Source organism: Micromonospora sp. NPDC050417, assembly GCF_044458865.1.
Lineage (GTDB): Bacteria > Actinomycetota > Actinomycetes > Mycobacteriales > Micromonosporaceae > Micromonospora_G.
Map to the genome: position 1 here is coordinate 39,644 of NZ_JBITIH010000014.1, position 20,983 is coordinate 60,626.

Sequence of the window (20,983 nt, forward strand, 5' to 3'; positions counted from 1 at the left end):
CCACCCGTGAAGTCCTACGCCAGCCGCTCGTTACGCCGCCAGACCAGCTTGTAAGGAGAACCGCCACCGTGGCTATGCAGTTCTACGCCTCGCCAGAGCAGATCATGCGCGACCGCTCCGAACTGGCCCGCAAGGGCATCGCTCGGGGGCGGAGTGCGGTGGTCCTCAGCTACGAGGGCGGAATCCTCTTCGTGGCGGAGAACCTCTCCAGTGCCCTGCACAAGGTCAGCGAGATCTACGACCGGATCGGGTTCGCCGCCGTCGGGCGCTACAACGAGTTCGAGAACCTCCGTCGCGCGGGGGTTCGGATGGCGGACCTCAACGGGCTCAGCTACGACCGGCGAGACGTGACCGGCCGCGCCCTGGCGAACGCGTACGCGCAGACCCTGGGAGCGATCTTCACCGAACAGTCCAAGCCGTTCGAGGTGGAGATCTGCGTCGCCGAGGTCGGTGCCACCGCGGACGACGACGAGATCTACCGGCTCACCTACGACGGTTCGGTCAACGACGAGCCGGGTCGGATGGCGATGGGCGGTCAGAGCGAGGCGATCACGGGTTCGCTGCGGGCCAACCACCGCAACGACGTCTCGCTCAGCGAGGCGGTGCGCCTCGCCGTACAGGCCCTGGGCAGCGTCGGTGGCGAGGGCGGGGCGGCACGGACGATCGCCGCCAACCAACTGGAGGTCGCGGTCCTTGACCGGCACCGGGTGGGACGGACGTTCCGACGGATCACCGGTGCGGCCCTGACCGGTCTGCTGGACGGCGAGGCCGAACCGAAGGACGCGGGGGCCGACGAGCGCGGACCGGCCGGGCCCGGCCCCGGGCCGGAGAAGCCGGCCGTATCGGCCGCCTCGGCGGACCTGGAGACGAAGGAGACCGAGCAGCCCGAGGGCTGACCCGGTCTCTCCAGCGGGGCGGGTGGCGTCAGACCCAGCGACGAACCACCCGCCAGTACGCCGACATCGACGCGTTGAGTACGCCAACCCCGGGCGGGCTGATCAACGGCGTGTTGAACCGGTCGGTCAGCACGCCCATCCAGACCCGGTCCGGTACGGTCCGTTCGGCTTGCAACTGCTTCCGGCGCTCGCCCAGGTGTCGGCGGTGGCGCCAGAGCCAGCCGTAGCCGCGTACCTTGTCCTTGATCCAGCCCTCCTTGATCGCCAGCAGCAGCATCACCAGCTCCAGCGCGAGCAGCGGTGGGGCGAGCAGCAGCAGCGATCGGCGTCCCCAGAGCGTCATCACGAACATCAGCCGGTTCCGTTCGACCAGGTAGTACTTGAAGCTGTTGCGGCTGAACTCGTAGCGGTGCAGGGCCACCGCGTCCGGCACGTTCAAGACCCGGAGCCCGACTCGCCACGTGCGGATCGACAGGTCGGCGTCCTCGTGGTACGCGAAGTAGTGCGGGTCGAAGCCGCCCAGCCGGTCCCAGTGGCTGCGTGAGGTGACCAGGCAGGCGCCCATCGCCCCGGGAGTCTCCGTCGGTTCGCTGCGGGTTTCGCGTTCCCGGAACCCGCCGATCCAGCTCACCCCCAGCACATGTACCTCGTTGCCGCGGGAGTTGAGAAGTTCGGGCTCGTCAGCCAGTCGGATCGCGCCGGCCGCGATGCCGACGCCCGCCTGGTCGACCACCTCGACCAGTCGGGCCAGGGTGTTCGGTTCGACGATCGCGTCCCCGTTCACCAGGGCGACGTAGTCACCGCTGGCGGCGTTGACACCGAGGTTGCAGCCGGCGGAGAAGCCGATGTTCTCGCCCTCGCCGACCGTCACCACCCCGGGGAGCTTCGCCAGGATCTCGACGTCGTCGGTGGTGCAACCGTTGTCGACCAGGATCACCTCGACCTCTACCTTGGCCGAGGCGAGGATCGACTCGACCGATTGGCGCAGCAGAGGCTCGGCCTTCCAGGCGAGCACGACCGCGCTGACCCGAGGTAGACGGTTGAGTTCGGTGAAGGAACTGGAACGCACGTCGGACATATCGGCGGATTCTCTCGGGGATCGGGGGCGGATCAGGAGGTGGCGACGAGTCCGCGTTCGGCGAGTGCGTCGCTGAGCATCTCGTGCCAGTCTGGCATGGGCGACAGCCCGGCCGCCTGCCACCGCTCGTGGCCCAGCACGCTGTAGGCCGGGCGGGCTGCGGGTAGGCGGTAGTGCTCGCTGGTGGTGGGGCGGATCCGCGCCGGGTCGAGGCCGCGCAGGGCGAAGACCGCACGGGCCAGCCCGTACCAGGTGGTCTGGCCGGACGCGGTGCCGTGGTAGATCCCCGCCGGTGCCCGGCCGGCGAGTGCGGCGTCGCCGAGTGCGACCAGCCGCTGCGCCAGCGCGTACGACCAGGTGGGCTGGCCGAGCTGGTCGTCGACCACGTCCAGGTGCTCCCGTTCGGCAGCGAGCCGCAGCATCGTGTTGACGAAGTTGCGGCCGTGCGTGCCGTAGAGCCAGGCGGTACGCACGACGTACCCGGTCTCGGGGAGCAGTCGGGTCACGGCCTGCTCGCCGACGAGTTTGCCGCGACCGTACGCGTTGAGCGGGGCGGTCGGTGCGTCCTCCGGGTACGGGCTGGTGGCGTTGCCGGGGAAGACGTAGTCGGTGGAGACGTGCAGCAGTCGGGCACCGGCCTGCTCGCAGGCCCGGGCGAGGTGGGCGACACCTTCGCCGTTGATCGCGGTGGCCGCGTCCTCCTGGGTCTCGGCCCCGTCGACGTTGGTCCAGGCGGCGGCGTTCACGACCACGTCGTGGCCCTTGACCGCCGCGAGTACGGCGTCGGCATCGGTCAGGTCCAGCTCCGCCCGGGTGGCGGCGGTGACCTGGCGTCCGCCGGTGCCGGCCAATGCCGTCACCAGGTCCTGGCCCAGCATCCCGCCAGCGCCGGTGACGAGCCAGTGGCCACTCTGATTGGTCATTCCCGCCTCGTTTCGCCGGCCGAGCCGTCGGTCCCGGCGCGTGCCGGGTGATCCATACGGGTTCGTGAGTCTACGCGACGAGTGGGCGGAACCAGCCGGCACAGGGGTGTGCGGACGCGAGGGGAGGTCGGTACTCTCCCCGGGTGCGTGGAATCCTGCTCGCCGGTGGCACCGGCTCCCGACTTTGGCCGCTCACCAAGGCGGTATCGAAGCAGTTGATGCCGGTTTTCGACAAGCCGATGATCTATTATCCCCTGTCCACCCTGATCATGTCCGGCATCCGGGAGATCCTGGTGATCACCACGCCGGATGACCAGGAGCAGTTCCGGCGCCTGCTGGGGGACGGGAGCCAGTTCGGCCTGCGGCTGGAGTACTGCGCACAACCCCGCCCCGAGGGCATCGCCCAGGCGTTCGTGCTCGGCGCCGACTTCATCGGCGACGACTCGGTGGCCCTGGTCCTCGGTGACAACATCTTCCACGGGGTCGGGCTCGGACGGCAGTTGTCGGAGCAGAACGCGCTGGTCGGCGGTCGTGTCTTCGCGTACCAGGTGGCCAACCCGGAGGAGTACGGGGTGGTCGACTTCGACGAGTCCGGCCGGGTGCTCTCGATCGAGGAGAAGCCGGCGACGCCGAAGTCCCGGTACGCGGTTCCCGGGCTCTACTTCTACGACAACCGGGTGGTCGACATCGCCCGCGGGCTGCGCCCCAGTGACCGCGGCGAGTTGGAGATCACCGCGGTCAACGAGGCGTACCGGGAGCGCGGCGAACTGACGGTGACCGTGCTCGACCGGGGGACCGCCTGGCTCGACACCGGCACGTTCACCTCGATGATGCAGGCGGCCGAGTTCGTGCGGGTGATCGAGGAGCGGCAGGGCATGAAGATCGGTTGCGTGGAGGAGGTCGCCTGGCGGGCCGGTCTGATCGACGACGATCAGCTGCGGGCGCTGGCGCTGCCGTTGCGTAAGAGCGGGTACGGCGAATATCTGCTTGATCTGCTCCGCTGAGGGGCGGTAGCGGGCGGTCTGTACGGAGTTTCGACGCCGACGCGCGGAATGCACGACCCGAGGGCGACCAATCGGCGGCTTCGGGCGGCTAGTGTCTGTTCATGGAGCGGCGAATCTTCGGTCTCGAGACCGAGTATGGCGTCACCTGCACCTACCGCGGTCAGCGGCGACTCTCCCCGGACGAGGTCGCCCGATATCTCTTCCGCCGGGTGGTGTCCTGGGGACGCTCCAGCAATGTGTTCCTGCGCAACGGGGCCCGGCTCTACCTCGACGTCGGCTCCCACCCCGAGTACGCGACGCCGGAGTGTGACTCCGTCACCGACCTGGTCGCGCACGACCGGGCCGGCGAGCGGATCCTCGAGGGGCTGTTGGTCGACGCCGAGAAGCGGTTACACGACGAGGGCATCGCCGGCGAGATCTACCTGTTCAAGAACAACACCGACTCGGCCGGCAACTCGTACGGGTGTCACGAGAACTACCTGGTCTCGCGGCACGGCGAGTTCGGCCGCCTGGCTGACGTACTGATCCCGTTCCTGGTGACCCGCCAGTTGATCTGCGGTGCCGGCAAGGTCCTGCAGACGCCGCGGGGCGCGGTGTACTGCCTCTCGCAGCGGGCGGAGCACATCTGGGAGGGGGTGTCGTCGGCGACCACCCGGAGCCGGCCGATCATCAACACCCGGGACGAGCCGCACGCGGATGCCGAGCGTTACCGCCGGCTGCACGTGATCGTCGGTGATTCCAACATGAACGAGGTCACCACCCTGCTCAAGGTTGGCAGCGCCGACATCGTGCTGCGAATGATCGAGGCTGGGGTGGTGATGCGGGACCTGTCGCTGGAGAACCCGATCCGGGCGATCCGCGAGGTGTCGCACGACATCACCGGACGACGGAAGATCCGGCTCGCCTCCAACAAGGAGGTCAGCGCGCTGGAGATCCAGCAGGAGTACCTCGCCAAGGCCACCGAGTTCGTCGAGCGTCGGGGCGGCGACCAGACCGCCAAGCGGGTGGTGGAGCTCTGGGGACGGGTGCTCAACGCGGTCGAGAGTGGAGACCTGGAGCCGGTCTCCCGGGAGATCGACTGGGTCAGCAAGCTCCGCCTGATCGAGCGCTACCAGCAGAAGCACGACCTGCCACTGTCCCACCCCCGGGTGGCCCAGATGGACCTCGCGTACCACGACGTACGTCGGGGGCGCGGTCTCTACGGGTTGCTGGAACGGCGGGGGCAGGTGGACCGGATCGCCACCGACCCGGAGATCTTCGAGGCCAAGGAGACCCCGCCGCAGACCACTCGGGCCCGGCTGCGAGGCGAGTTCATCCGGCACGCGCAGGAGAAGCGGCGGGACTTCACCGTGGACTGGGTGCACCTGAAGCTGAACGACCAGGCGCAGCGCACGGTGCTCTGCAAGGACCCGTTCCGGGCGTACGACGAGCGGGTCGAGCGTTTGATCGCGAGCATGTAGGCGGTGGCAGGGCGGCCGATGGTGGAGCCGGTGATCCGGGTAGTGTCGGCGGCGTTATGACGTCTCCTGACAGTTCCCCCGAAGATCCACCCGAGCGCACCTCCGAGCAGGTGCGGCAGGGCTGGGTCAACCGTCGCCGCGAGAAGATCGTGGACGAGATCGCGCGTAACCGCCGTGGCGAGTACACCGTGCCGACCTGGGTGTTGGTGGCGGCGCTGGTGCTGCTCGTCGGCGGCTGGATCGCGGTGGTGGTGTTCTCCTGAGTCGGCCGGCGCCGTTCACCCCAGCAGGGTGACCGCGTGCCGGCCGGCGGCCGCCGCGGCGAGGAAGTAGGCGTGGTCGGCGTCGAGCCCCCGCCCCATTGTCGAGAGCGTGACCGGGGCCGCCCGGAGCGCGGCATCGAGCCCGTCGGTGCGTACCCGCACCAGCCGGTGTCGTCCCGCGAGCGGGGCCAACGCCGCCTCCACCGCGTCGGCCAGCGCCGGGTCCAGCCCGTCCGGCACCACCAGGTCCGCGCGGGCGAGGGCGACCCGACCGTACGCGGTGAGGCTGTGGTGGGAGACGCCATGGTGCCGGGGCCGGGCGTCAGCGGCGGAGATGCGCAGCGATCCGACCGGCTTACCGCCGAGCGTGGTCACCGCGTTGACCGCTTCGCCGACCGCCACCCCGGAAAATCCCCACCGGGTGCCTGTGCCCAGGTTGCCGGGCCCCTGCGCCACGATGGCTATCTCCGCCTCCAGCACGTGTCGGGCCGCGAGCAGTCCGGCGTGCAGGTTGGTGGCTTCGAGGTCGCCGCCGAACGCCTGCCCGACGGTGACCGTGCCGACCAGTTCGTCGCCGAGCGCGGAGAGGCTCCGGGAGAACCACGCCGGCAACGCGCCGCCGTCGGTCATCACGTACGCGATCCGCGCGGTCGGCGCGTCGGCCCGGATGCCGGCGACGATCGCGGGCAGCGCGGAGTGCAGGTCCGCCGTGACCACCGGCAACCCGGCCACGTCGTCGACGTCGACGAGCCGTTCCCGGTGTGGTGACGCCTCCTCGTCCGCGCCGAGCAGGATCGGCTGCAGCGGGGTGTACCGCGCCTTGACCAGGTGACCGCCGTCGCGGGTGTCCAGGCTCTCCGGCGGGTCCGGGGGCAGGCGGTCGGGGAGCGCGACCACGAGGGCGTACCCGCCGGTGCCGAGCCCCATCAGCAGGGCGCTTACGTTCAACAGCACCCGGTCGCCCGGTTCCGGGGTGCCGACCAGGGCGGGGTAGGCGAGCGCCCGGACGGTGCCGCCGTCGGGCAGCAGCGCCTCCAACTCGATCGCGCCGCGCCACTGTCGCCGTATCGCCGTCACCGTGCCGGACCGCCATCGCACCATGTCCGGCACGGTAGCCGGGACACCGGCGCAGGGCCCGGCGGGGGGCGGCGGGTCAGTCCGGTCCGGGATCGCGGCGGTCGGGGGAGCGGGTGCCGGTCGGGTCGAGGAAGACGAATCGTACGGCCGGGTTGCGGGCGATCAGACGTCGTTCGGCCTCGTCGGCGGCGGCCTCGATCGCGGCGGCGTTGGCGGTGTCGGCGAAATCGATCTTCGCTGCGACCAGGATCTCGTCCGGACCCAGTTGCAGGGTCAGCAGGGTGTCGATCCGTTCCACCGTCGGCACCCCGGCCAACTCCTGGTAGATCTCGTTGCGGGTCGTCGGCCCAGCCGAGCGACCGATCAGCAGGGAGAGGTTGCTGCGGGCGAGGGTGACCGCCACCACCAGGAGCAGGACCCCGATCATGATCGAGGCCAGTCCGTCCCAGAACGGGTCGCCGGTCAGTTCGGACAGGCCCACCCCGGCGGCGGCGAGCACCAGCCCGATCAGGGCGGCGCTGTCCTCGAAGAAGACCGCTTTCACGGTGGTGTCCGGGGTACGGCGCACCACCTGCTGCGGGCTGACCGAGAAACGCCGGGCCCGTTGGCGGATCTGCCGGGTCGCCCGGTTCAGTGAGACCGACTCGGCGACGAAGGAGATCAGCAGCACCACGTACGCGATCAGGTTGTCGTCCTGGCGCTGGTCCGTCTGGATCGCGTGGACGCCCTGGGTGACCGAGAAGACGCCACCGCCGACGAAGGTGAAGACCGCGGCCAGGAACGCCCAGACGTAGCTCTCGCGGCCGTGCCCGAACGGCCGTTCCTCGTCGGCGGGTCGGGAGCCCCGGCGCAGCGCGACGAAGAGGAGAATTTCGGTGGTGGTGTCGGCGAACGAGTGTGCGGCCTCCGAAAGCACCGCCGCGGAGCCGCTGAGCAGGCCCGCCACCACCTTCGCGGCGGCAATCGTCAGGTTGGCCACGCCGGCGATGATGACCGTGCCGACGCTCTGCGCACCCTCCGGCGATCTCGCCATGTCGTCAGCCTATGACCTGCCCAGGGCGCTGACGGATGGATTGCGGTGCCATGTGCCCGTGTGGGTTCGTACACCACGGGCCAACACTGCTAGCGTCTTGCAGGTGTCGCGGAGCCGCACCGAACGCCTGGTCAACCTGGTGATATGTCTGCTGTCCACGCGGCGGTTCCTGACCGCCGCCCAGATCGCCGCGACCGTGCCCGGTTACGAGCACGACGCTGACGACCCGCGCGACCACGAGGCGTTTCAGCGCAAGTTCGAGCGGGACAAGGCTGAGCTGCGGGAACTCGGGGTCCCACTGGAGACCGGCACGGCGAGCGTGTTCGACACCGAGCCCGGTTACCGGATCGCCCATCGGGAGTACGCCCTGCCCGAGATCCCACTGGAGCCGGACGAGGCCGCCGCGGTGGGGATCGCCGCCCGGCTCTGGCAGCACGCGGGCCTGGCCGCCGCCGCCTCCTCCGGCCTGGCGAAGCTGCGGGCCGCCGGTATCGACGTGGACCCGCAGGCGACCCTGGGCATGGAACCGGTGGTCACCGTCGATCCCGCCTTCGCGCCGTTCACCGCCGCCGCCCGGGACCGTCGGGCGGTCACCTTCGACTACCGGGTGCCGGACGAGGACCAGCCCTCCACCCGCCGACTGCAACCCTGGGGCGTGGTCTGCTGGCGGGCCCGCTGGTACGTGGTCGGACACGACCTCGACCGGGCGGCGACCCGCTGTTTCCGCCTTTCGAGGGTGGTCGGCACGGTGCGGATGACCGGACGCCCCGGTGGTTACCGCCCACCCGAGGGAGTCGACCTGATCAGCCACGTCGCACGCTGGTCCGGTCCGGTGGAGCGGACCGGTCGGGCCACCGTGCTGGTCCGCCCCGGACGGGGAGCGGGTCTGCGGCGGTGGGCCCGCGAGGTCGTCTCCGGTCCGGACGGTGACCGGCTGGTGTTGCCGTACGCGGACCCGGAAGGGCTCGCCGGCATCCTCGTCGGCTACGGTCCCGACGTGCGGGTTATCGATCCGCCAGAGGTACGGGAGGCGGTCATCCAGCGCCTCAAGGAGATCACCACTCGGCATGACGTGGTGGCCAGCGGGGTGACCGGATGAGCGCGTGTGACGAGGGGACGTCATGAGTGGATCGCGGGCCTCGGCCGACCGACTGGCCCGGCTGCTCAACCTGGTGCCGTACCTGCTGGCACGGCCCGGGATCGAGCTGGCCGAGGCCGCCACCGACCTGGGCGTCAGCGAACGCCAGCTGCGTGAGGACCTGGAGCTGCTCTGGGTGTGCGGCCTGCCCGGTTACGGCCCCGGTGACCTGATCGACATGGCTTTCGACGGCGACCGGGTGACCATCACCTACGACGCCGGCATCGACCGGCCGCTGCGGTTGACCCCGGACGAGGCGCTCGCGTTGGTGGTCGCGCTCCGGATGCTGGCCGAGACGCCGGGCATCGCCAACCGGGACGCGATCGAGCGGGCGCTTGCCAAGATCGAGGACGCGGCGGGCGACCTGGCCGACGCGCCGGTCGAGGTCCGATTGCCGGGCGACTCCGACCAGGTCGAGGCGTTGCAGGGGGCGGTCAGGCGCGGACGGGCGCTGCGGATCACGTACTACACCGCCGCTCGGGACGAGACCAGCGAACGCACCATCGACCCGATTCGGGTGCTGATGGTGGGTGGCCGTGCCTACCTGGAGGCATGGTGCCGGCGGGCCGAGGCGGTCCGGTTGTTCCGGGCCGACCGGATCGACGCGCAGACCGAGCTGGACGAACCGGCCATGGCACCGCCGCAGGCGCGACTGCACGATCTCAGCGCCGGAGTCTTCCAACCCTCACCGGACCTGCCACTGGTGACCCTTCGGGTCGGGCGGGGAGGTCGGTGGATCACCGAGTACTACCCCTGCGAGCGGGTCGAGCCCGACGGTGAGCAGTGGCTGGTCTCGCTGCGGGTGACCGACCTCGACTGGGCCCGCCGGTTCGTGCTCGGTCTCGGGCCGGAGGTCACCGTGGTCTCGCCAATCGACCTCGTCGAGCAGGTACGCGACCAGGCCGCCGCGGCGCTGGACGCGTACGCCGTTCCGGCGCCCGTCCCGGCCGGGCACTAGGCTGACCGACGTGGTGACCTGGATCGTGCTTGCGGTGGTACTTTTCGCCCTGGTGCTGTTGGCACTGGCGATTCGTCCGTTGTTGACCCGGCTGCCCGCCCTGGAGCGGGCGGCGCTGGCGTTGTTGCGGCGCCAGGAGCAGGTCGAGGCGCTCGGTTCGCGAGCGCAGGCGTTGCAGGAGCAGTTGCTCACCCTGCAACGGCAGGCCGAGGTCGCCCAACGACGACTTCTGTTGATCAAGGCCAAGCACGGGGAGTGACCGGCTCGCCGGTGCCGCCAGGGAATCGCCGGCCCGGTGGGGGGAGTGCCTCCGACGCGGGTTGACGGAGCGTCGTAGTTGGTCAAGACTTCACCGACTGGATGCAACTGGCAGCATCCAGTCGGGTGGCATGGGCCGGATACACACGTACGATAGGGCCCGACACTCGCAATCCACGAAGACCGACTGGAGCTTCCCATGGGTGCCCTCAAGCCGTGGCACATCGCCGTACTTGTGGTCGTGCTGATCCTGCTCTTCGGCGCGAAGCGGCTTCCCGACGCGGCCCGCTCGCTCGGCCGCTCGTTGCGCATCATCAAGGCCGAGACCAAGAGCCTCGCCGACGATGACAGGGACCTGGCCGAGAAGGCCGACGCGCAGCACAGCCGTCAGCCGTACACGCCGGACCCGGTGATCCAGCCGAGCAGCGTGCACCAGCAGGGTTACCAGCCGCCCGCGCCGCCGGTCAACGACCCGGTGCAGCGCGTCCGCGACAACTGACCCGGGGGCCCGAGCACCGTGGCCTTCGCACTCCGCAGACGCGGTCCGACGAAGTTCGAGCGGGCCTCGGACGGCTCGATGACCCTCATCGAGCACATCCGCGAGCTGCGCAACCGGCTCTTCCGCGCCTCGCTGGCGATCCTGGTCGGTTTCGGAGTCGGCTTCTGGCTCGCTACGCCGGTCCGTGAGCTGCTCCAGCAGCCCTACTGTGATCTGCCGGGCTCCAAACGCGCGGACGGTACGTGTGAGTTCGTACAGCTCGGCGTCGCCGATGTGTTCCTTCTCGACCTGAAGATCGCGCTCTGGGTCGGGTTGATCGTCGCCGGACCGGTGTGGCTCTACCAGCTCTGGGCGTTCATCGCGCCCGGACTGCACCGGCACGAGCGCAAGTACGCCTACTTCTTCACGGCGATTGCCGCCCCGCTCTTCGCCGCCGGTGCGTTTCTCGCGTTCTTCGTCGTCCGTAAGGGCCTGGAATTCCTGATCGGCTTTTCCGGCAGCGACATCGACACGACGCTGGAGATCACCCGCTACATCTCGTTCGTCACCAACCTGATCCTGCTCTTCGGGGTGGCGTTCGAGTTCCCCCTGGTGATCCTGATGCTCAACTTCGTTGGGATCGCCAGCGGCCGGCGGTTGCTGAGCTGGTGGCGGGTGGTCATCTTCCTGTTCTTCGCCTTTGCCGCGGTCGTCACGCCGACACCGGACCCGTTCGGCATGACCGCGTTGGCACTCTGCCTCTGCGTGCTCTACTTCGCCGCGGTCGGGGTCGCGTTCATCAACGACAAGCGGCGCGGGCGGGGCAAGGAGGTCTACGCCGGTCTGGACGACGACGAGGTCTCGCCGTTGACGCACGAGCCGGAGCCGGTCGAGGCCGGGGCGCGGGTTGACGCGGTCGCGCCGGTCGCCCCGCCGCAGCCGATCGACAGCCGTTACGACGACATGACCTGAGGGCAGTCACCACGACGATGACCTGACGGTCACCACCGCCCGGCGAACGAGGGATCCTGCTCCTCGGCGCCGGGCGGTACCGTGCTCGCCGTGACCGCCCCTGATCATCGTGACCCGACCGGCGCCGCGTCCACCCCACTCGGCGACGGTCCCGTCGCCGTACTGGCGAACCCGACCGCCGGCCGGGGTCGACACCGGGACCTGCTTCCCGCCGTACTGGCCCGGCTGGAGGCGGCCGGACGGCCGGTGCGGCTGTTGGAGGCGGATACCGCCGCACAGGCCCAGAAGAGCTGTCACGCGGCGGTCGCGGACGGCGCCGCCGCACTCGTGGCGGTCGGCGGCGATGGGACGGTGCACCTGGCGCTCCAGGCGGTCGCCGGCACCCCGGTCGGGTTCGGTCCGGTGCCGGTCGGCACCGGCAACGACTTCGCGGTGGAGACCGGATTTCCGGCCGACCCGCTCGTCGCCGCCGGGGTGGTCGCCGACGCGGTGCGAGTCGGTCGAACCCATCCCGTCGACCTGGCCCGGCTGACCGGTCCCGGCACCGGAACCCGCTGGTACGGCGCGGTGCTCGGCGCGGGGTTCGACGCGATCGTCAACGAGCGGGCGAACCTGATGCGCTGGCCGCGCGGCCGACGGCGGTACGACCTGGCGATCCTGGTCGAGTTGGCCCGACTCCGGCCGCGTTCCTACACCATGCGGCTGGACGGGGTCGCGCACCGGTTCGACGGGGTGTTGGTGGCGGTCGGGAACTGCGCCAGTTACGGCGGCGGCATGCGGATCTGTCCGGACGCCGATCCCACCGACGGGCTGCTCGACGTGGTGGTCGCCGGAGCGGTGGGGCGGGGCACACTGATGCGGATCAAGCCGCAGGTCTACCAGGGCACACACCTCGACCACCCGTTGGTGCGGGGTTACCGCGCCCGGACGGTCGAACTTCACGCCGCCGGAGAGATCGTCGGCTATGCCGACGGTGAGCGAATCGGTCCGCTGCCGGTGACGGTCACGGCCGTACCCGGCGCGGTGCGTCTCCTCCGCTGAGTGGTCCAGTGGCCGGCCACGGGGGTCCGGCCCCGAGGCCGTCACTCAGTCGTTCTTGCCGATCGCCAGGTCGATGACCGCGCCCAGTCCGTTCGCCCGGCCGGCCTCCGCCGCCGGCAGCACCAGCGCGGCACAGCCGGCGCGGACCGCACCCGCGTCCGCCGGGCTGTCGCCGACCATCAGCGCCCGCTCCGGATCGACCCGCAGCGCCGCGCAGGCCCGCCGGAAGATGTCCGGGTCGGGCTTGCAACGGCCGACCTCGTACGAGAGCACGTACGCGTCAACCAGTGCGTCGAGGCCCCAGGCGGCGAAGAACGGTCGGATGTCGAAGCCGATGTTGCTGACCACCGCAACCGGAATCCCGGCCGCCCGCAGCGTTTGCAGGGCGCTGGCCGTGTCGGTGTAGGGCACCCACCCCTCCGGGCGGAGCAGTCGCTCGTAGAGCGCCTCGGCGAGCCCTTCGACCCCGGTGTTCACCGTGGCGGCGAGCCCCGTGTACGCGGCCCGGTGGGCGTACTCGTAGAGATCACGGTTGGCCCACACCTCGGCGAGTTGCGGCGGGATCCGGTTCGGCAGCGGGCCGCCGGCCCGACCGGCGGTGATCAACCTGTCGGCGAGGATGGTGGCCCGGCCTCGGTCGAGGGCGGTCCCGCACTCGGCGGCACCGGCGACAACCCAGGAGATCGGATCCTCCACCTGGGCGAGGGTGCCGTGGAAATCGAAGAGCACCGCCTCGACCGGCCGGCGTGGTGGTGCCGTGAGCGCGCTGGCGGGTCCGCTCGGCGTACGGGGCTTGGGCGGTTCGGCATGGTCCGGCACGTCGTGCACCCTACCGACCGGGTCCGACCCGTCTGTTCGACGGCCTCACCAACCGTGCGTCGTAGCCACGCACTAATCTTGACCCTATGTCGAGCCCCGCCGAGCGGTACGCAGCGGCGCGCCGCCGGGCCGCGCAGGTCAACAACTTTCCCGCGTTGCACGAGTTCGCCCTTGACCTAGGGTTTGATCTGGATGATTTCCAGCGCTCGGCGTGCGAGGCGCTGGAGCGGGGCAGCGGTGTGTTGGTCTGCGCCCCGACCGGTGCCGGCAAGACCGTGGTCGGCGAGTTCGCGGTCCACCTGGCGCTGCGCGACCGCCCGACGGTGGTGAGCGTGGACGGCCCCGACCTCGATGGTGACCCGGTCACCGACGACGGTTTCCCGCTGATCACAGAAGCCGGGCCGGTACGGAAGTGCTTCTACACCACGCCGATCAAGGCGCTGTCGAACCAGAAGTACCACGACCTGGTCGACCGGTACGGCGCCGACAAGGTCGGCCTGCTCACCGGCGACAACGCGATCAACGGCGACGCCCCGGTGGTGGTGATGACCACCGAGGTACTACGCAACATGCTCTACGCCGGCTCCGCGACCCTGGCCGGCCTGGCCTACGTGGTGATGGACGAGGTGCACTACCTCGCCGACCGGTTCCGGGGCGGGGTCTGGGAAGAGGTGATCATCCACCTGCCGGAGTCGGTGACCCTGGTGTCGCTCTCGGCCACCGTCTCCAACGCCGAGGAGTTCGCCGACTGGCTGGTCACCGTACGGGGCGAGACCGAGGTGGTGGTCAGCGAGCACCGTCCGGTCCCGCTCTGGCAGCACATGCTCGTCGGCCGGCGCAACTTCGACCTCTTCCACGACGCGGACGCGGCGCGTAAGCACGACGTCCACCCCGAACTGCTCCGCTACACCCGGGAGATGCTGCGTCGGCTCGAACTCGGCGACGGCCGTACCCACGGGCCGGGCTGGGGGCGCGGCGGCGGCCGGGGACCACGGTGGCGCGGCCCGTTGCGGCACGAGATCGTCGAGCGGCTGGAACGGGAGGAACTGCTGCCGGCGATCCTGTTCATCTTCAGCCGGGCGGGCTGTGACGCGGCGGTCCAGCAGTGCCTCGCCGCCGGACTGCGGCTGACTACGCCGGAGGAGCGGGTCGAGATCCGTCGGGTGGTCGAGGGGCGGATCACCAGCATCCCCGGCGAGGACCTTGCGGTGCTCGGCTACTGGGAGTGGCTCGACGGGCTGGAGCGCGGGCTTGCCGCCCACCACGCCGGCATGCTGCCCGCCTTCAAGGAGGTGGTCGAGGAACTTTTCGTCCGAGGGCTGGTCAAGGCGGTCTTCGCTACCGAGACCCTGGCGCTGGGTATCAACATGCCGGCTCGGTGCGTGGTGCTGGAGCGGCTGGTGAAGTTCAACGGCGAGGCCCACGTGGAGCTGACGCCGGGGGAGTACACGCAGCTCACCGGACGGGCCGGGCGCCGTGGCATCGACGTCGAAGGGCACGCGGTGGTGGTCTGGTCGCCGGAGGTGGATCCCCGGCAGGTGGCCGGGTTGGCGTCCACCCGGACCTATCCGCTCCGTTCGAGCTTCCGGCCGTCGTACAACATGGCGGTCAACCTGGTCGGCTCGGTCGGCGCCGAGCCGGCACGGGTGCTGCTGGAGTCGTCGTTCGCGCAGTTCCAGGCGGACCGGTCGGTGGTCGGCCTCGCCCGGCAGGTGCAGCGCAACGTGGAGACGATGGAGGCGTACGCGGCCGAGGCGCACTGCCACCACGGCGACTTCGACGAGTACTTCTCGCTCCGATCGATGATCGGCGAGCGGGAACGGGCGCTCAACCGCCAGGGGCAGACCCAGCGCCGCAACGCCGCGATAACCGCGCTGGAGCGGTTGCGGGTGGGTGACGTCATCCGGGTGCCGACCGGCCGTCGGGCCGGGCTCGCGGTGGTGCTCGAACCGGGCGCCCCCGGATTCGGCGAGCCCCGTCCGTTGGTGCTCACCCAGGACCGGTGGGCCGGCCGGGTCACCCCGGCCGACTTCACGACGCCGGCCGAGGTGCTGGCCCGGATCAGGGTGCCGAAGAACTTCAACCACCGCTCGCCGGCGGCGCGTCGGGACCTCGGTGCGGAACTGAACAGCCTTGGTCTGGACCGCCGTTCCCGGCGGGGCGCCCGGGGACGTGGCGGCGCGGGCGAGGACGACCGGTTGGCGCAACTGCGGGCCGAACTACGTCGGCACCCCTGCCATGCCTGCAACGATCGGGAGGAGCACGCCCGTTGGGCCGAGCGTCGTCGCCGGCTGGAGCGGGACACCGACGAGCTTCGTGAGCGGGTGGCCGGCCGGACCGGCTCGCTCGCCCGTACCTTCGACCGGATCTGTGGCCTGCTCGCCGCTCGTGGCTACCTGACCGCGGACGGCGAGGTGACCGACGCCGGCCGGATGCTCGGTCGGATCTGGACCGAGGCGGACCTCCTGGTCGCCGAGTGCCTACGCCGTGGAATCTGGGACGGTCTCGCCCCGGCCGAACTGGCGGCAGCGGTCTCGGTGGTGGTGTTCGAGGCACGGCGGGACAGTGAGGAGCGGGCCTCGCTGCCGCGCGGCGGTGTTTCCGACGCCGTCGACGCCACCCTGCAGCTCTGGAGTGAGCTGGAAGCCGACGAGGCGTCCCGAGGACTGGAATCGACCCGTGAGCCGGATCTGGGGTTCGCCTGGCCGATCTACCGGTGGGCCAGGGGCGAGGCTCTGACCAAGGTGCTGGGCAGCGGGCACAACCTCGACGGCGACATGCCTGCCGGCGACTTCGTCCGTTGGACCCGGCAGGTTGTCGACCTGCTTGGCCAGCTCTCCAACGCGGCCGGCGCCAGCGCCGAGCTGCGGGCGACCGCCCGTCAGGCGATGGTGGCGATAAACCGAGGAGTTCTCGCGTATCACGCGGCAGCGTGACCGGGCGGTCAGCTCTCCGGTCACTCCCGGCCGGCTGGTAGACCACCGCTGACGGGGCCCGTACCGGCGATCGCCGGCACGGGCCCGATCCTCGCGACGGGCGCCGCATCGCCGTTCCCGTGGCGGTAACGGGGAGGCGGCGGGGGTCAGGTGGTGGCGGCTAGGGCGTCGACCAGACGGCGGCAGGAACCGGCGAGGTTCCACTTCTCGGCAAGCGTGAACAGGTGGTCCGGGTCGACCGGAACGCTCGGCAGCCGGGTGTCGAGGGCAGGCAGCGCCACGTCCTGCGCGACCCGTACCACCTGGGGCGCGACCGCCAGGTAGTCCAGGGCGGCGACGAGCTTCGTCCGCAGGCCCGGGGCGAAACCGGACGTCGGGTCGTCCAACGCGGCCAGGATTCCGGCGAGGCTGCCGTACCGCTCGATGAGTCGGGCGGCGGTCTTCTCGCCGACCCCCGCAACCCCGGGCAGGCCGTCGCTCGGATCGCCGCGCAGCGCGGCGAAGTCGGCGTAGCCGGCGGCTGGCACGCCGTACTTGGCACGTACGGCGGCGTCGTCGCAGTCCTCCAGCTTGGCCACCCCCCGGCCGCAGTAGAGCAGCCGCACCGGGGTGGCGTCGTCGATGAGTTGGAACAGATCCCGGTCACCGGAGGCCACCTCGACCGGTCCCGGTTGGGTGGCGGCGAGGGTTCCGAGTACGTCGTCCGCCTCGTACCCGTCGGCGCCGATCGCCGGAATGCCGATCGCGGCCAGCACGTCGAGCAGCAGCGGCACCTGGGGGACCAGCGTGTCCGGCACCACCTCGCCGCCGGCCGGTGCGACCCGGTGCGCCTTGTACGAGGGAAGCAGCGCCACCCGCCAGGCCGGCCGCCAGTCGGAGTCCAGGGCGCAGACGAGCCGATCCGGCCGGCGGCTGCGGACGAGCGTGGCGAGCATGTCCAGGAAACCCCGGACGGCGTTGACCGGGCTGCCGTCCGGAGCACGGGCCGCCGACTCCGGAATGCCGAAGTAGGCCCGGAAATAGAGGCTTGGCGCGTCGACGAGGAGCAGGGGGCGTCGGTCGGTCACGTACGACAGCCTGGCACAGTCGCGACTCGTGCCGGAGCCGACGCCCCGGCACGAGTCGCGTAGGCGGTACGTCAGGAGTGACCGCGTACCGGATGCGGCCGGTACGGAGCCTCCAGCGCGGCGCGTTCGTCGTCGTCGAGGGCGATCCCCACGGCGGCGACCGCGTCCTCGATGTGGCCCGGCTTGGTGGCACCGACGATCGGGGCGGTCACCGCCGGCTGGTGCAGCAGCCAGGCGAGGGCCACCTGCGCGGACGGCAGGCCACGTTGTTCGGCGATCCGGTTGACGACGTCGACCACGGCGAAGTCGGACTCGTCGTAGAGCGTGTCGCCGAAGCTGTCCGAGTGCGCCCGGGTGGTCCGCCGGTCGTCGCCCCGGCCACGGGTGCCGGCCAGGAGGCCACGCGCCAACGGGCTCCACGGGATGATGCCGACGCCCTGGTCGAGGCAGAGCGGCAGCATCTCCCGCTCCTCCTCCCGGTAGACGAGGTTGTAGTGCGGCTGCATGGAACTGAACTTGGTCCAGCCGTTGCGTTCGGCGACGTGCTGCGCCTTGGCGAACTGCCAGGCGTACATGCTCGACGCGCCGAGGTAGCGGGCCTTGCCGGCGCGGACCACGTCGTGCAGCGCCGACATGGTTTCCTCGATCGGGGTGTCGTAGTCCCAGCGGTGGGTCTGGTAGAGGTCGACGTGGTCGGTGCCGAGACGACGCAGCGAGTGGTCGATCGAGGCCATGATGTGCTTGCGGGACAGCCCCCGGTCGTTCGGGCCGTCACTCATCTGGTTGTAGACCTTGGTGGCCAGCACGTAGTCGTCGCGCCGGTCGAAGAGCTTGCCCAGGAGCCTGCCGGTGACCTCCTCGCTGGCGCCGAGGGAGTAGACGTCGGCGGTGTCGAAGAAGGTGACACCCAGCTCGACCGCACGCCGGACCAGCGGTTCGCCGCCGGTCTCGTCGAGCACCCAGTCCCGCCAGGTGGGGGATCCGTAGCTCATCATGCCGAGACAGATCCGCGAGACCCGCAAGCCGGTGGCGCCGAGCCGAACGTATTCCATAGTCATGCCGGCCAGCCTAGGCGGCACGCGGTGTCAATGGACTTCGTACCCGGAATGCCCCGCGTGCGGCGGTCACCGACCCGGAGCTGCGGGCACGGCCGCTGGTGGGTGCGGTGGACCAGTTTGTCGACCACACCGACGTACTGGGCGACGCCGGCCGTTCGAGGGAGGTCACCCGGGGTATCCACCCGATGTGACCTCCTCGGGTGACGGCGCTCACCCGAACGACCGTTAAGCTGTGGGTGTGCGCACAGACGACCTCTACCCACCACAGCGGCTCGCCGCCGCGCAGCGGGCCACCGCCCGCGCCGGGCTGGACGCCCTCCTGATCACCCCCGGCTCCGACCTGCGCTACCTGACCGGGTACCACGCCCACGCACAGGAGCGGCTCACCTGCCTGGTGCTGCCCGCCCGAGGCGAACCGACGCTGGTCGTACCGGCCCTGGAGCGGCCGGCGGCCGAGGCGTCACCGGCATCCGGCACCGGCGTACGGATCGTCGAGCACAGCGACGGCACCGACCCCTACCCGTTGGTCGTCCGCGCACTCGGCGGCCCGGTCGGCTCCGTCGGCCTGGGGAACCGGATGTGGGCCGAACAGGTCCTGGCACTGCGGGCCGCGCTGCCCGACACCACCCAGCGGCTGGCCGGGGAGGTGCTGCGGGAGCTGCGGCTGCGCAAGTCGCCGGTCGAGGTGGCCGCACTGCGCGAGGCCGGCGCGGCGATCGACTCGGTGCACGCCGGGATGTCGCGGTGGCTGCGACCGGGGCGTACCGAGGCGGAGGTCGGCGCCGACATCGCCGACGCGATCCGGGCCGCCGGACACGCGAGCGTCGACTTCGTCATCGTCGCCTCCGGCCCCAACGGCGCCAGCCCGCACCACACCACCTCCGACCGGCGGATCGAGGCCGGCGATCCGGTGGTGGTCGACATCGGCGGCACCATGCCGACCGGCTACTGCTCCGACGCCACCCGTACCTACATCCTCGGCAGCACCGCGCCGGCCGACTTCGTCGCCTACTACCAGGTGCTGCACGCCGCCCAGCACGCCGCGGTCGCGGCCGTCCGGCCCGGCGTACCGGCGCAGGCGGTCGACGCCGCCGCCCGGGACCTGATCACCGACGCCGGCTACGGGCCGGAGTTCCTGCACCGTACCGGGCACGGCATCGGGCTGGACGGGCACGAGGACCCGTACCTGGTCGTCGGGAACGACCGGGCACTCGAGGTGGGGATGGCGTTCTCCATCGAGCCGGGCATCTACCGATCCGGGCGGCACGGTGCCCGGATCGAGGACATCGTCGTCTGCACCGCCGACGGCGTCGAACGACTCAACACCGTACCGACGGAGCTGGTGGAGCTATGACGGTCGACCGGATCCTGCCCAGCGACGAGGCCCACGAACTGCTCGACCTGGTGACCGAGCTGGCCGACCGGGAACTCGCCCCCCGAGCGGCGGACTTCGAGTCCCGGGCCGAGTTTCCCCGGGAGGTCCTGCGCACCCTGGGCCGCAGCGGGCTGCTCGGCCTGCCCTACCCGCAGGAGTACGGCGGCGCCGAGCAGCCGTACGAGGTCTACCTGCAGGCCCTGGAGATCCTCGCCAGCCGCTGGCTCGCCGTCGCCGAGGCAGTCAGCGTGCACACCCTCTCCTGCTACCCGACCGCCGCGTACGGCACCGAACAGCAGCGCAAGCTCCTACCGGAGATGATCGGTGGCGAACTGCTGGGTGCGTACTGCCTCTCCGAGCCGCAGGGCGGTTCGGACGCCGCGTCGCTGACCACCCGCGCCGTCCGCGACGGTGAGCACTATCGGGTCACCGGCACCAAGGCGTGGATCACGCACGCCACCAGCGCCGACTTCTACAACGTCTTCTGCCGCACCGGCGGCCCGGGTGCCGGCGGCATCTCCTGTCTGCTCGCCCCCGCCGGCACCACCGGCATCGAACCGCAGCTGCCGGAGCGGACCATGGGGCTGCGCTCCTCGCCCGTCGCCCAGATCGTCTTCGACTCCGCCCGGGTGCCGGCCGAGCGTCTGATCGGGGAGGAGGGGGCCGGGTTCCGGATCGCCATGGCCGCGCTGGACTCGGGTCGGCTCGGCATCGCCGCCTGCGCGGTCGGGCTCGCCCAGGGCGCCCTGGACTACGCGCTGGCGTACGCGCGGGAGCGGGAACAGTTCGGCCAGCCCATCATCGACTTCCAGGGGATCGGGTTCCTGCTCGCCGACATGGCGACCCAGGTGGCGGCGGCGCGGGCGCTGACCCTCGCCGCGGCCCGGCTGCGGGACGCGGGTCGGCCGTACCGGATCGAGGCGGCCAAGGCGAAGCTCTTCGCCACCGACATGGCGATGCGGGTGACCACGGACGCGGTGCAGGTGCTCGGCGGTGCCGGCTACGTCGCGGACCACCCGGTGGAACGATTCTTCCGTGAGGCCAAGGTGTTGCAGATCGTGGAGGGGACCAACCAGATCCAGCGGATGGTCATCGCCCGCTCCTTCACCCACTAACAAACCCGCCCCCCCTGGGAAAGGAAGGGCCCCT

20 protein-coding genes are annotated in these 20,983 nt (G+C 70.8%); 13 read left to right on the top strand and 7 right to left on the bottom strand.

Annotated features, from left to right (window positions below; all coding sequences use genetic code 11):
• Positions 1-68: 68 nt before the first annotated feature.
• Entirely contained in the window at positions 69-896 is an 828-nt protein-coding gene (gene prcA, locus ACIBF5_RS19025; protein ID WP_396813286.1) for a proteasome subunit alpha, read from the top strand.
• A 28-nt stretch (positions 897-924) separates the two neighbouring features.
• On the opposite strand, the gene ACIBF5_RS19030 is transcribed toward prcA, so the two are convergent.
• Together ACIBF5_RS19030 and rfbD are read right to left on the bottom strand one after the other, a co-directional pair.
• On the bottom strand, positions 925-1,974 hold the full coding sequence (locus tag ACIBF5_RS19030; RefSeq protein ID WP_396813288.1) for a glycosyltransferase family 2 protein: 1,050 nt from the start codon (positions 1,972-1,974) through the stop codon (positions 925-927).
• Positions 1,975-2,006: 32 nt separating this feature from the next.
• Positions 2,007-2,897, bottom strand: coding sequence for a dTDP-4-dehydrorhamnose reductase (gene rfbD / locus ACIBF5_RS19035; RefSeq protein WP_396813290.1), 891 nt, complete (start codon positions 2,895-2,897; stop codon positions 2,007-2,009).
• A gap of 143 nt (positions 2,898-3,040) precedes the next feature.
• Between rfbD and rfbA the strand changes: the two genes are divergently transcribed.
• From rfbA to ACIBF5_RS19050, 3 genes are all read left to right on the top strand, one after another.
• On the top strand, positions 3,041-3,901 hold the full coding sequence (gene rfbA / locus ACIBF5_RS19040; protein WP_396813292.1) for a glucose-1-phosphate thymidylyltransferase RfbA: 861 nt from the start codon (positions 3,041-3,043) through the stop codon (positions 3,899-3,901).
• A 101-nt stretch (positions 3,902-4,002) separates the two neighbouring features.
• Positions 4,003-5,361, top strand: a complete 1,359-nt coding sequence (gene pafA / locus ACIBF5_RS19045; RefSeq protein ID WP_121160566.1) for a Pup--protein ligase — start codon at positions 4,003-4,005, stop codon at positions 5,359-5,361.
• Positions 5,362-5,417: 56 nt separating this feature from the next.
• On the top strand, positions 5,418-5,624 hold the full coding sequence (locus tag ACIBF5_RS19050) for a hypothetical protein (protein ID WP_396813294.1): 207 nt from the start codon (positions 5,418-5,420) through the stop codon (positions 5,622-5,624).
• A 15-nt stretch (positions 5,625-5,639) separates the two neighbouring features.
• Here the strand turns inward: ACIBF5_RS19050 and ACIBF5_RS19055 are convergent, their stop codons facing one another.
• Positions 5,640-6,725, bottom strand: a complete 1,086-nt coding sequence (locus tag ACIBF5_RS19055; protein ID WP_396813296.1) for a DUF3866 family protein — start codon at positions 6,723-6,725, stop codon at positions 5,640-5,642.
• Between the two features lie 52 nt (positions 6,726-6,777).
• Positions 6,778-7,734: a cation diffusion facilitator family transporter gene (locus tag ACIBF5_RS19060; protein ID WP_396813298.1), complete on the bottom strand. Its 957-nt coding sequence runs from the start codon at positions 7,732-7,734 to the stop codon at positions 6,778-6,780.
• A 103-nt stretch (positions 7,735-7,837) separates the two neighbouring features.
• Between ACIBF5_RS19060 and ACIBF5_RS19065 the strand changes: the two genes are divergently transcribed.
• The 6 genes from ACIBF5_RS19065 (at position 7,838) to ACIBF5_RS19090 (ending at position 12,579) form a co-directional block, all read left to right on the top strand.
• Entirely contained in the window at positions 7,838-8,833 is a 996-nt protein-coding gene (locus ACIBF5_RS19065; RefSeq protein WP_396813300.1) for a helix-turn-helix transcriptional regulator, read from the top strand.
• 22 nt (positions 8,834-8,855) lie between these two features.
• Positions 8,856-9,830, top strand: coding sequence for a helix-turn-helix transcriptional regulator (locus tag ACIBF5_RS19070; RefSeq protein ID WP_396813302.1), 975 nt, complete (start codon positions 8,856-8,858; stop codon positions 9,828-9,830).
• 10 nt (positions 9,831-9,840) lie between these two features.
• Complete coding sequence (locus tag ACIBF5_RS19075) at positions 9,841-10,089, top strand: hypothetical protein (RefSeq protein ID WP_396813304.1); 249 nt, start codon at positions 9,841-9,843, stop codon at positions 10,087-10,089.
• A gap of 198 nt (positions 10,090-10,287) precedes the next feature.
• Complete coding sequence (gene tatA / locus ACIBF5_RS19080) at positions 10,288-10,587, top strand: Sec-independent protein translocase subunit TatA (protein ID WP_396813306.1); 300 nt, start codon at positions 10,288-10,290, stop codon at positions 10,585-10,587.
• A gap of 18 nt (positions 10,588-10,605) precedes the next feature.
• Positions 10,606-11,538: a twin-arginine translocase subunit TatC gene (gene tatC, locus ACIBF5_RS19085; RefSeq protein ID WP_396813308.1), complete on the top strand. Its 933-nt coding sequence runs from the start codon at positions 10,606-10,608 to the stop codon at positions 11,536-11,538.
• 90 nt (positions 11,539-11,628) lie between these two features.
• Complete coding sequence (locus tag ACIBF5_RS19090; RefSeq protein ID WP_396813310.1) at positions 11,629-12,579, top strand: diacylglycerol kinase family protein; 951 nt, start codon at positions 11,629-11,631, stop codon at positions 12,577-12,579.
• A 45-nt stretch (positions 12,580-12,624) separates the two neighbouring features.
• On the opposite strand, the gene ACIBF5_RS19095 is transcribed toward ACIBF5_RS19090, so the two are convergent.
• The gene (locus ACIBF5_RS19095) at positions 12,625-13,398 is read right to left on the bottom strand and encodes an HAD family hydrolase (RefSeq protein WP_396813312.1); all 774 of its coding nucleotides are present in this window, start codon (positions 13,396-13,398) and stop codon (positions 12,625-12,627) included.
• A gap of 86 nt (positions 13,399-13,484) precedes the next feature.
• Between ACIBF5_RS19095 and ACIBF5_RS19100 the strand changes: the two genes are divergently transcribed.
• Positions 13,485-16,334 carry a DEAD/DEAH box helicase gene (locus ACIBF5_RS19100; RefSeq protein ID WP_396813314.1) on the top strand — a complete coding sequence of 950 codons (2,850 nt, stop codon included), beginning with the start codon at positions 13,485-13,487 and terminating at the stop codon, positions 16,332-16,334.
• Positions 16,335-16,480: 146 nt separating this feature from the next.
• Here the strand turns inward: ACIBF5_RS19100 and ACIBF5_RS19105 are convergent, their stop codons facing one another.
• Together ACIBF5_RS19105 and ACIBF5_RS19110 are read right to left on the bottom strand one after the other, a co-directional pair.
• Complete coding sequence (locus tag ACIBF5_RS19105) at positions 16,481-17,401, bottom strand: 5'-3' exonuclease H3TH domain-containing protein (RefSeq protein WP_396813316.1); 921 nt, start codon at positions 17,399-17,401, stop codon at positions 16,481-16,483.
• A 71-nt stretch (positions 17,402-17,472) separates the two neighbouring features.
• Positions 17,473-18,453 carry an aldo/keto reductase gene (locus ACIBF5_RS19110; protein WP_396813597.1) on the bottom strand — a complete coding sequence of 327 codons (981 nt, stop codon included), beginning with the start codon at positions 18,451-18,453 and terminating at the stop codon, positions 17,473-17,475.
• Between the two features lie 244 nt (positions 18,454-18,697).
• Here ACIBF5_RS19110 and ACIBF5_RS19115 point away from each other — a divergent pair, with 244 nt between their 5' ends.
• Together ACIBF5_RS19115 and ACIBF5_RS19120 are read left to right on the top strand one after the other, a co-directional pair.
• Entirely contained in the window at positions 18,698-19,813 is a 1,116-nt protein-coding gene (locus tag ACIBF5_RS19115; protein ID WP_396813318.1) for a M24 family metallopeptidase, read from the top strand.
• Entirely contained in the window at positions 19,810-20,949 is a 1,140-nt protein-coding gene (locus tag ACIBF5_RS19120; protein WP_396813320.1) for an acyl-CoA dehydrogenase family protein, read from the top strand. Before ACIBF5_RS19115 ends, ACIBF5_RS19120 begins: the two co-directional genes overlap by 4 nt.
• Positions 20,950-20,983: the final 34 nt, after the last annotated feature.

Excerpts from the sequence above, each read along its gene's own strand:
- ACIBF5_RS19030 (WP_396813288.1), bottom strand. The coding sequence starts at position 1,974 with ATGTCCGACGTGCGTTCCAGTTCCTTCACCGAACTCAACCGTCTACCT.
- rfbD (WP_396813290.1), bottom strand. The coding sequence starts at position 2,897 with ATGACCAATCAGAGTGGCCACTGGCTCGTCACCGGCGCTGGCGGGATG.
- pafA (WP_121160566.1), top strand. The coding sequence starts at position 4,003 with ATGGAGCGGCGAATCTTCGGTCTCGAGACCGAGTATGGCGTCACCTGC.
- ACIBF5_RS19050 (WP_396813294.1), top strand. The coding sequence starts at position 5,418 with ATGACGTCTCCTGACAGTTCCCCCGAAGATCCACCCGAGCGCACCTCC.
- ACIBF5_RS19055 (WP_396813296.1), bottom strand. The coding sequence starts at position 6,725 with ATGGTGCGATGGCGGTCCGGCACGGTGACGGCGATACGGCGACAGTGG.
- ACIBF5_RS19060 (WP_396813298.1), bottom strand. The coding sequence starts at position 7,734 with ATGGCGAGATCGCCGGAGGGTGCGCAGAGCGTCGGCACGGTCATCATC.
- ACIBF5_RS19070 (WP_396813302.1), top strand. The coding sequence starts at position 8,856 with ATGAGTGGATCGCGGGCCTCGGCCGACCGACTGGCCCGGCTGCTCAAC.
- tatA (WP_396813306.1), top strand. The coding sequence starts at position 10,288 with ATGGGTGCCCTCAAGCCGTGGCACATCGCCGTACTTGTGGTCGTGCTG.
- ACIBF5_RS19100 (WP_396813314.1), top strand. The coding sequence starts at position 13,485 with ATGTCGAGCCCCGCCGAGCGGTACGCAGCGGCGCGCCGCCGGGCCGCG.
- ACIBF5_RS19110 (WP_396813597.1), bottom strand. The coding sequence starts at position 18,453 with ATGGAATACGTTCGGCTCGGCGCCACCGGCTTGCGGGTCTCGCGGATC.
- ACIBF5_RS19120 (WP_396813320.1), top strand. The coding sequence starts at position 19,810 with ATGACGGTCGACCGGATCCTGCCCAGCGACGAGGCCCACGAACTGCTC.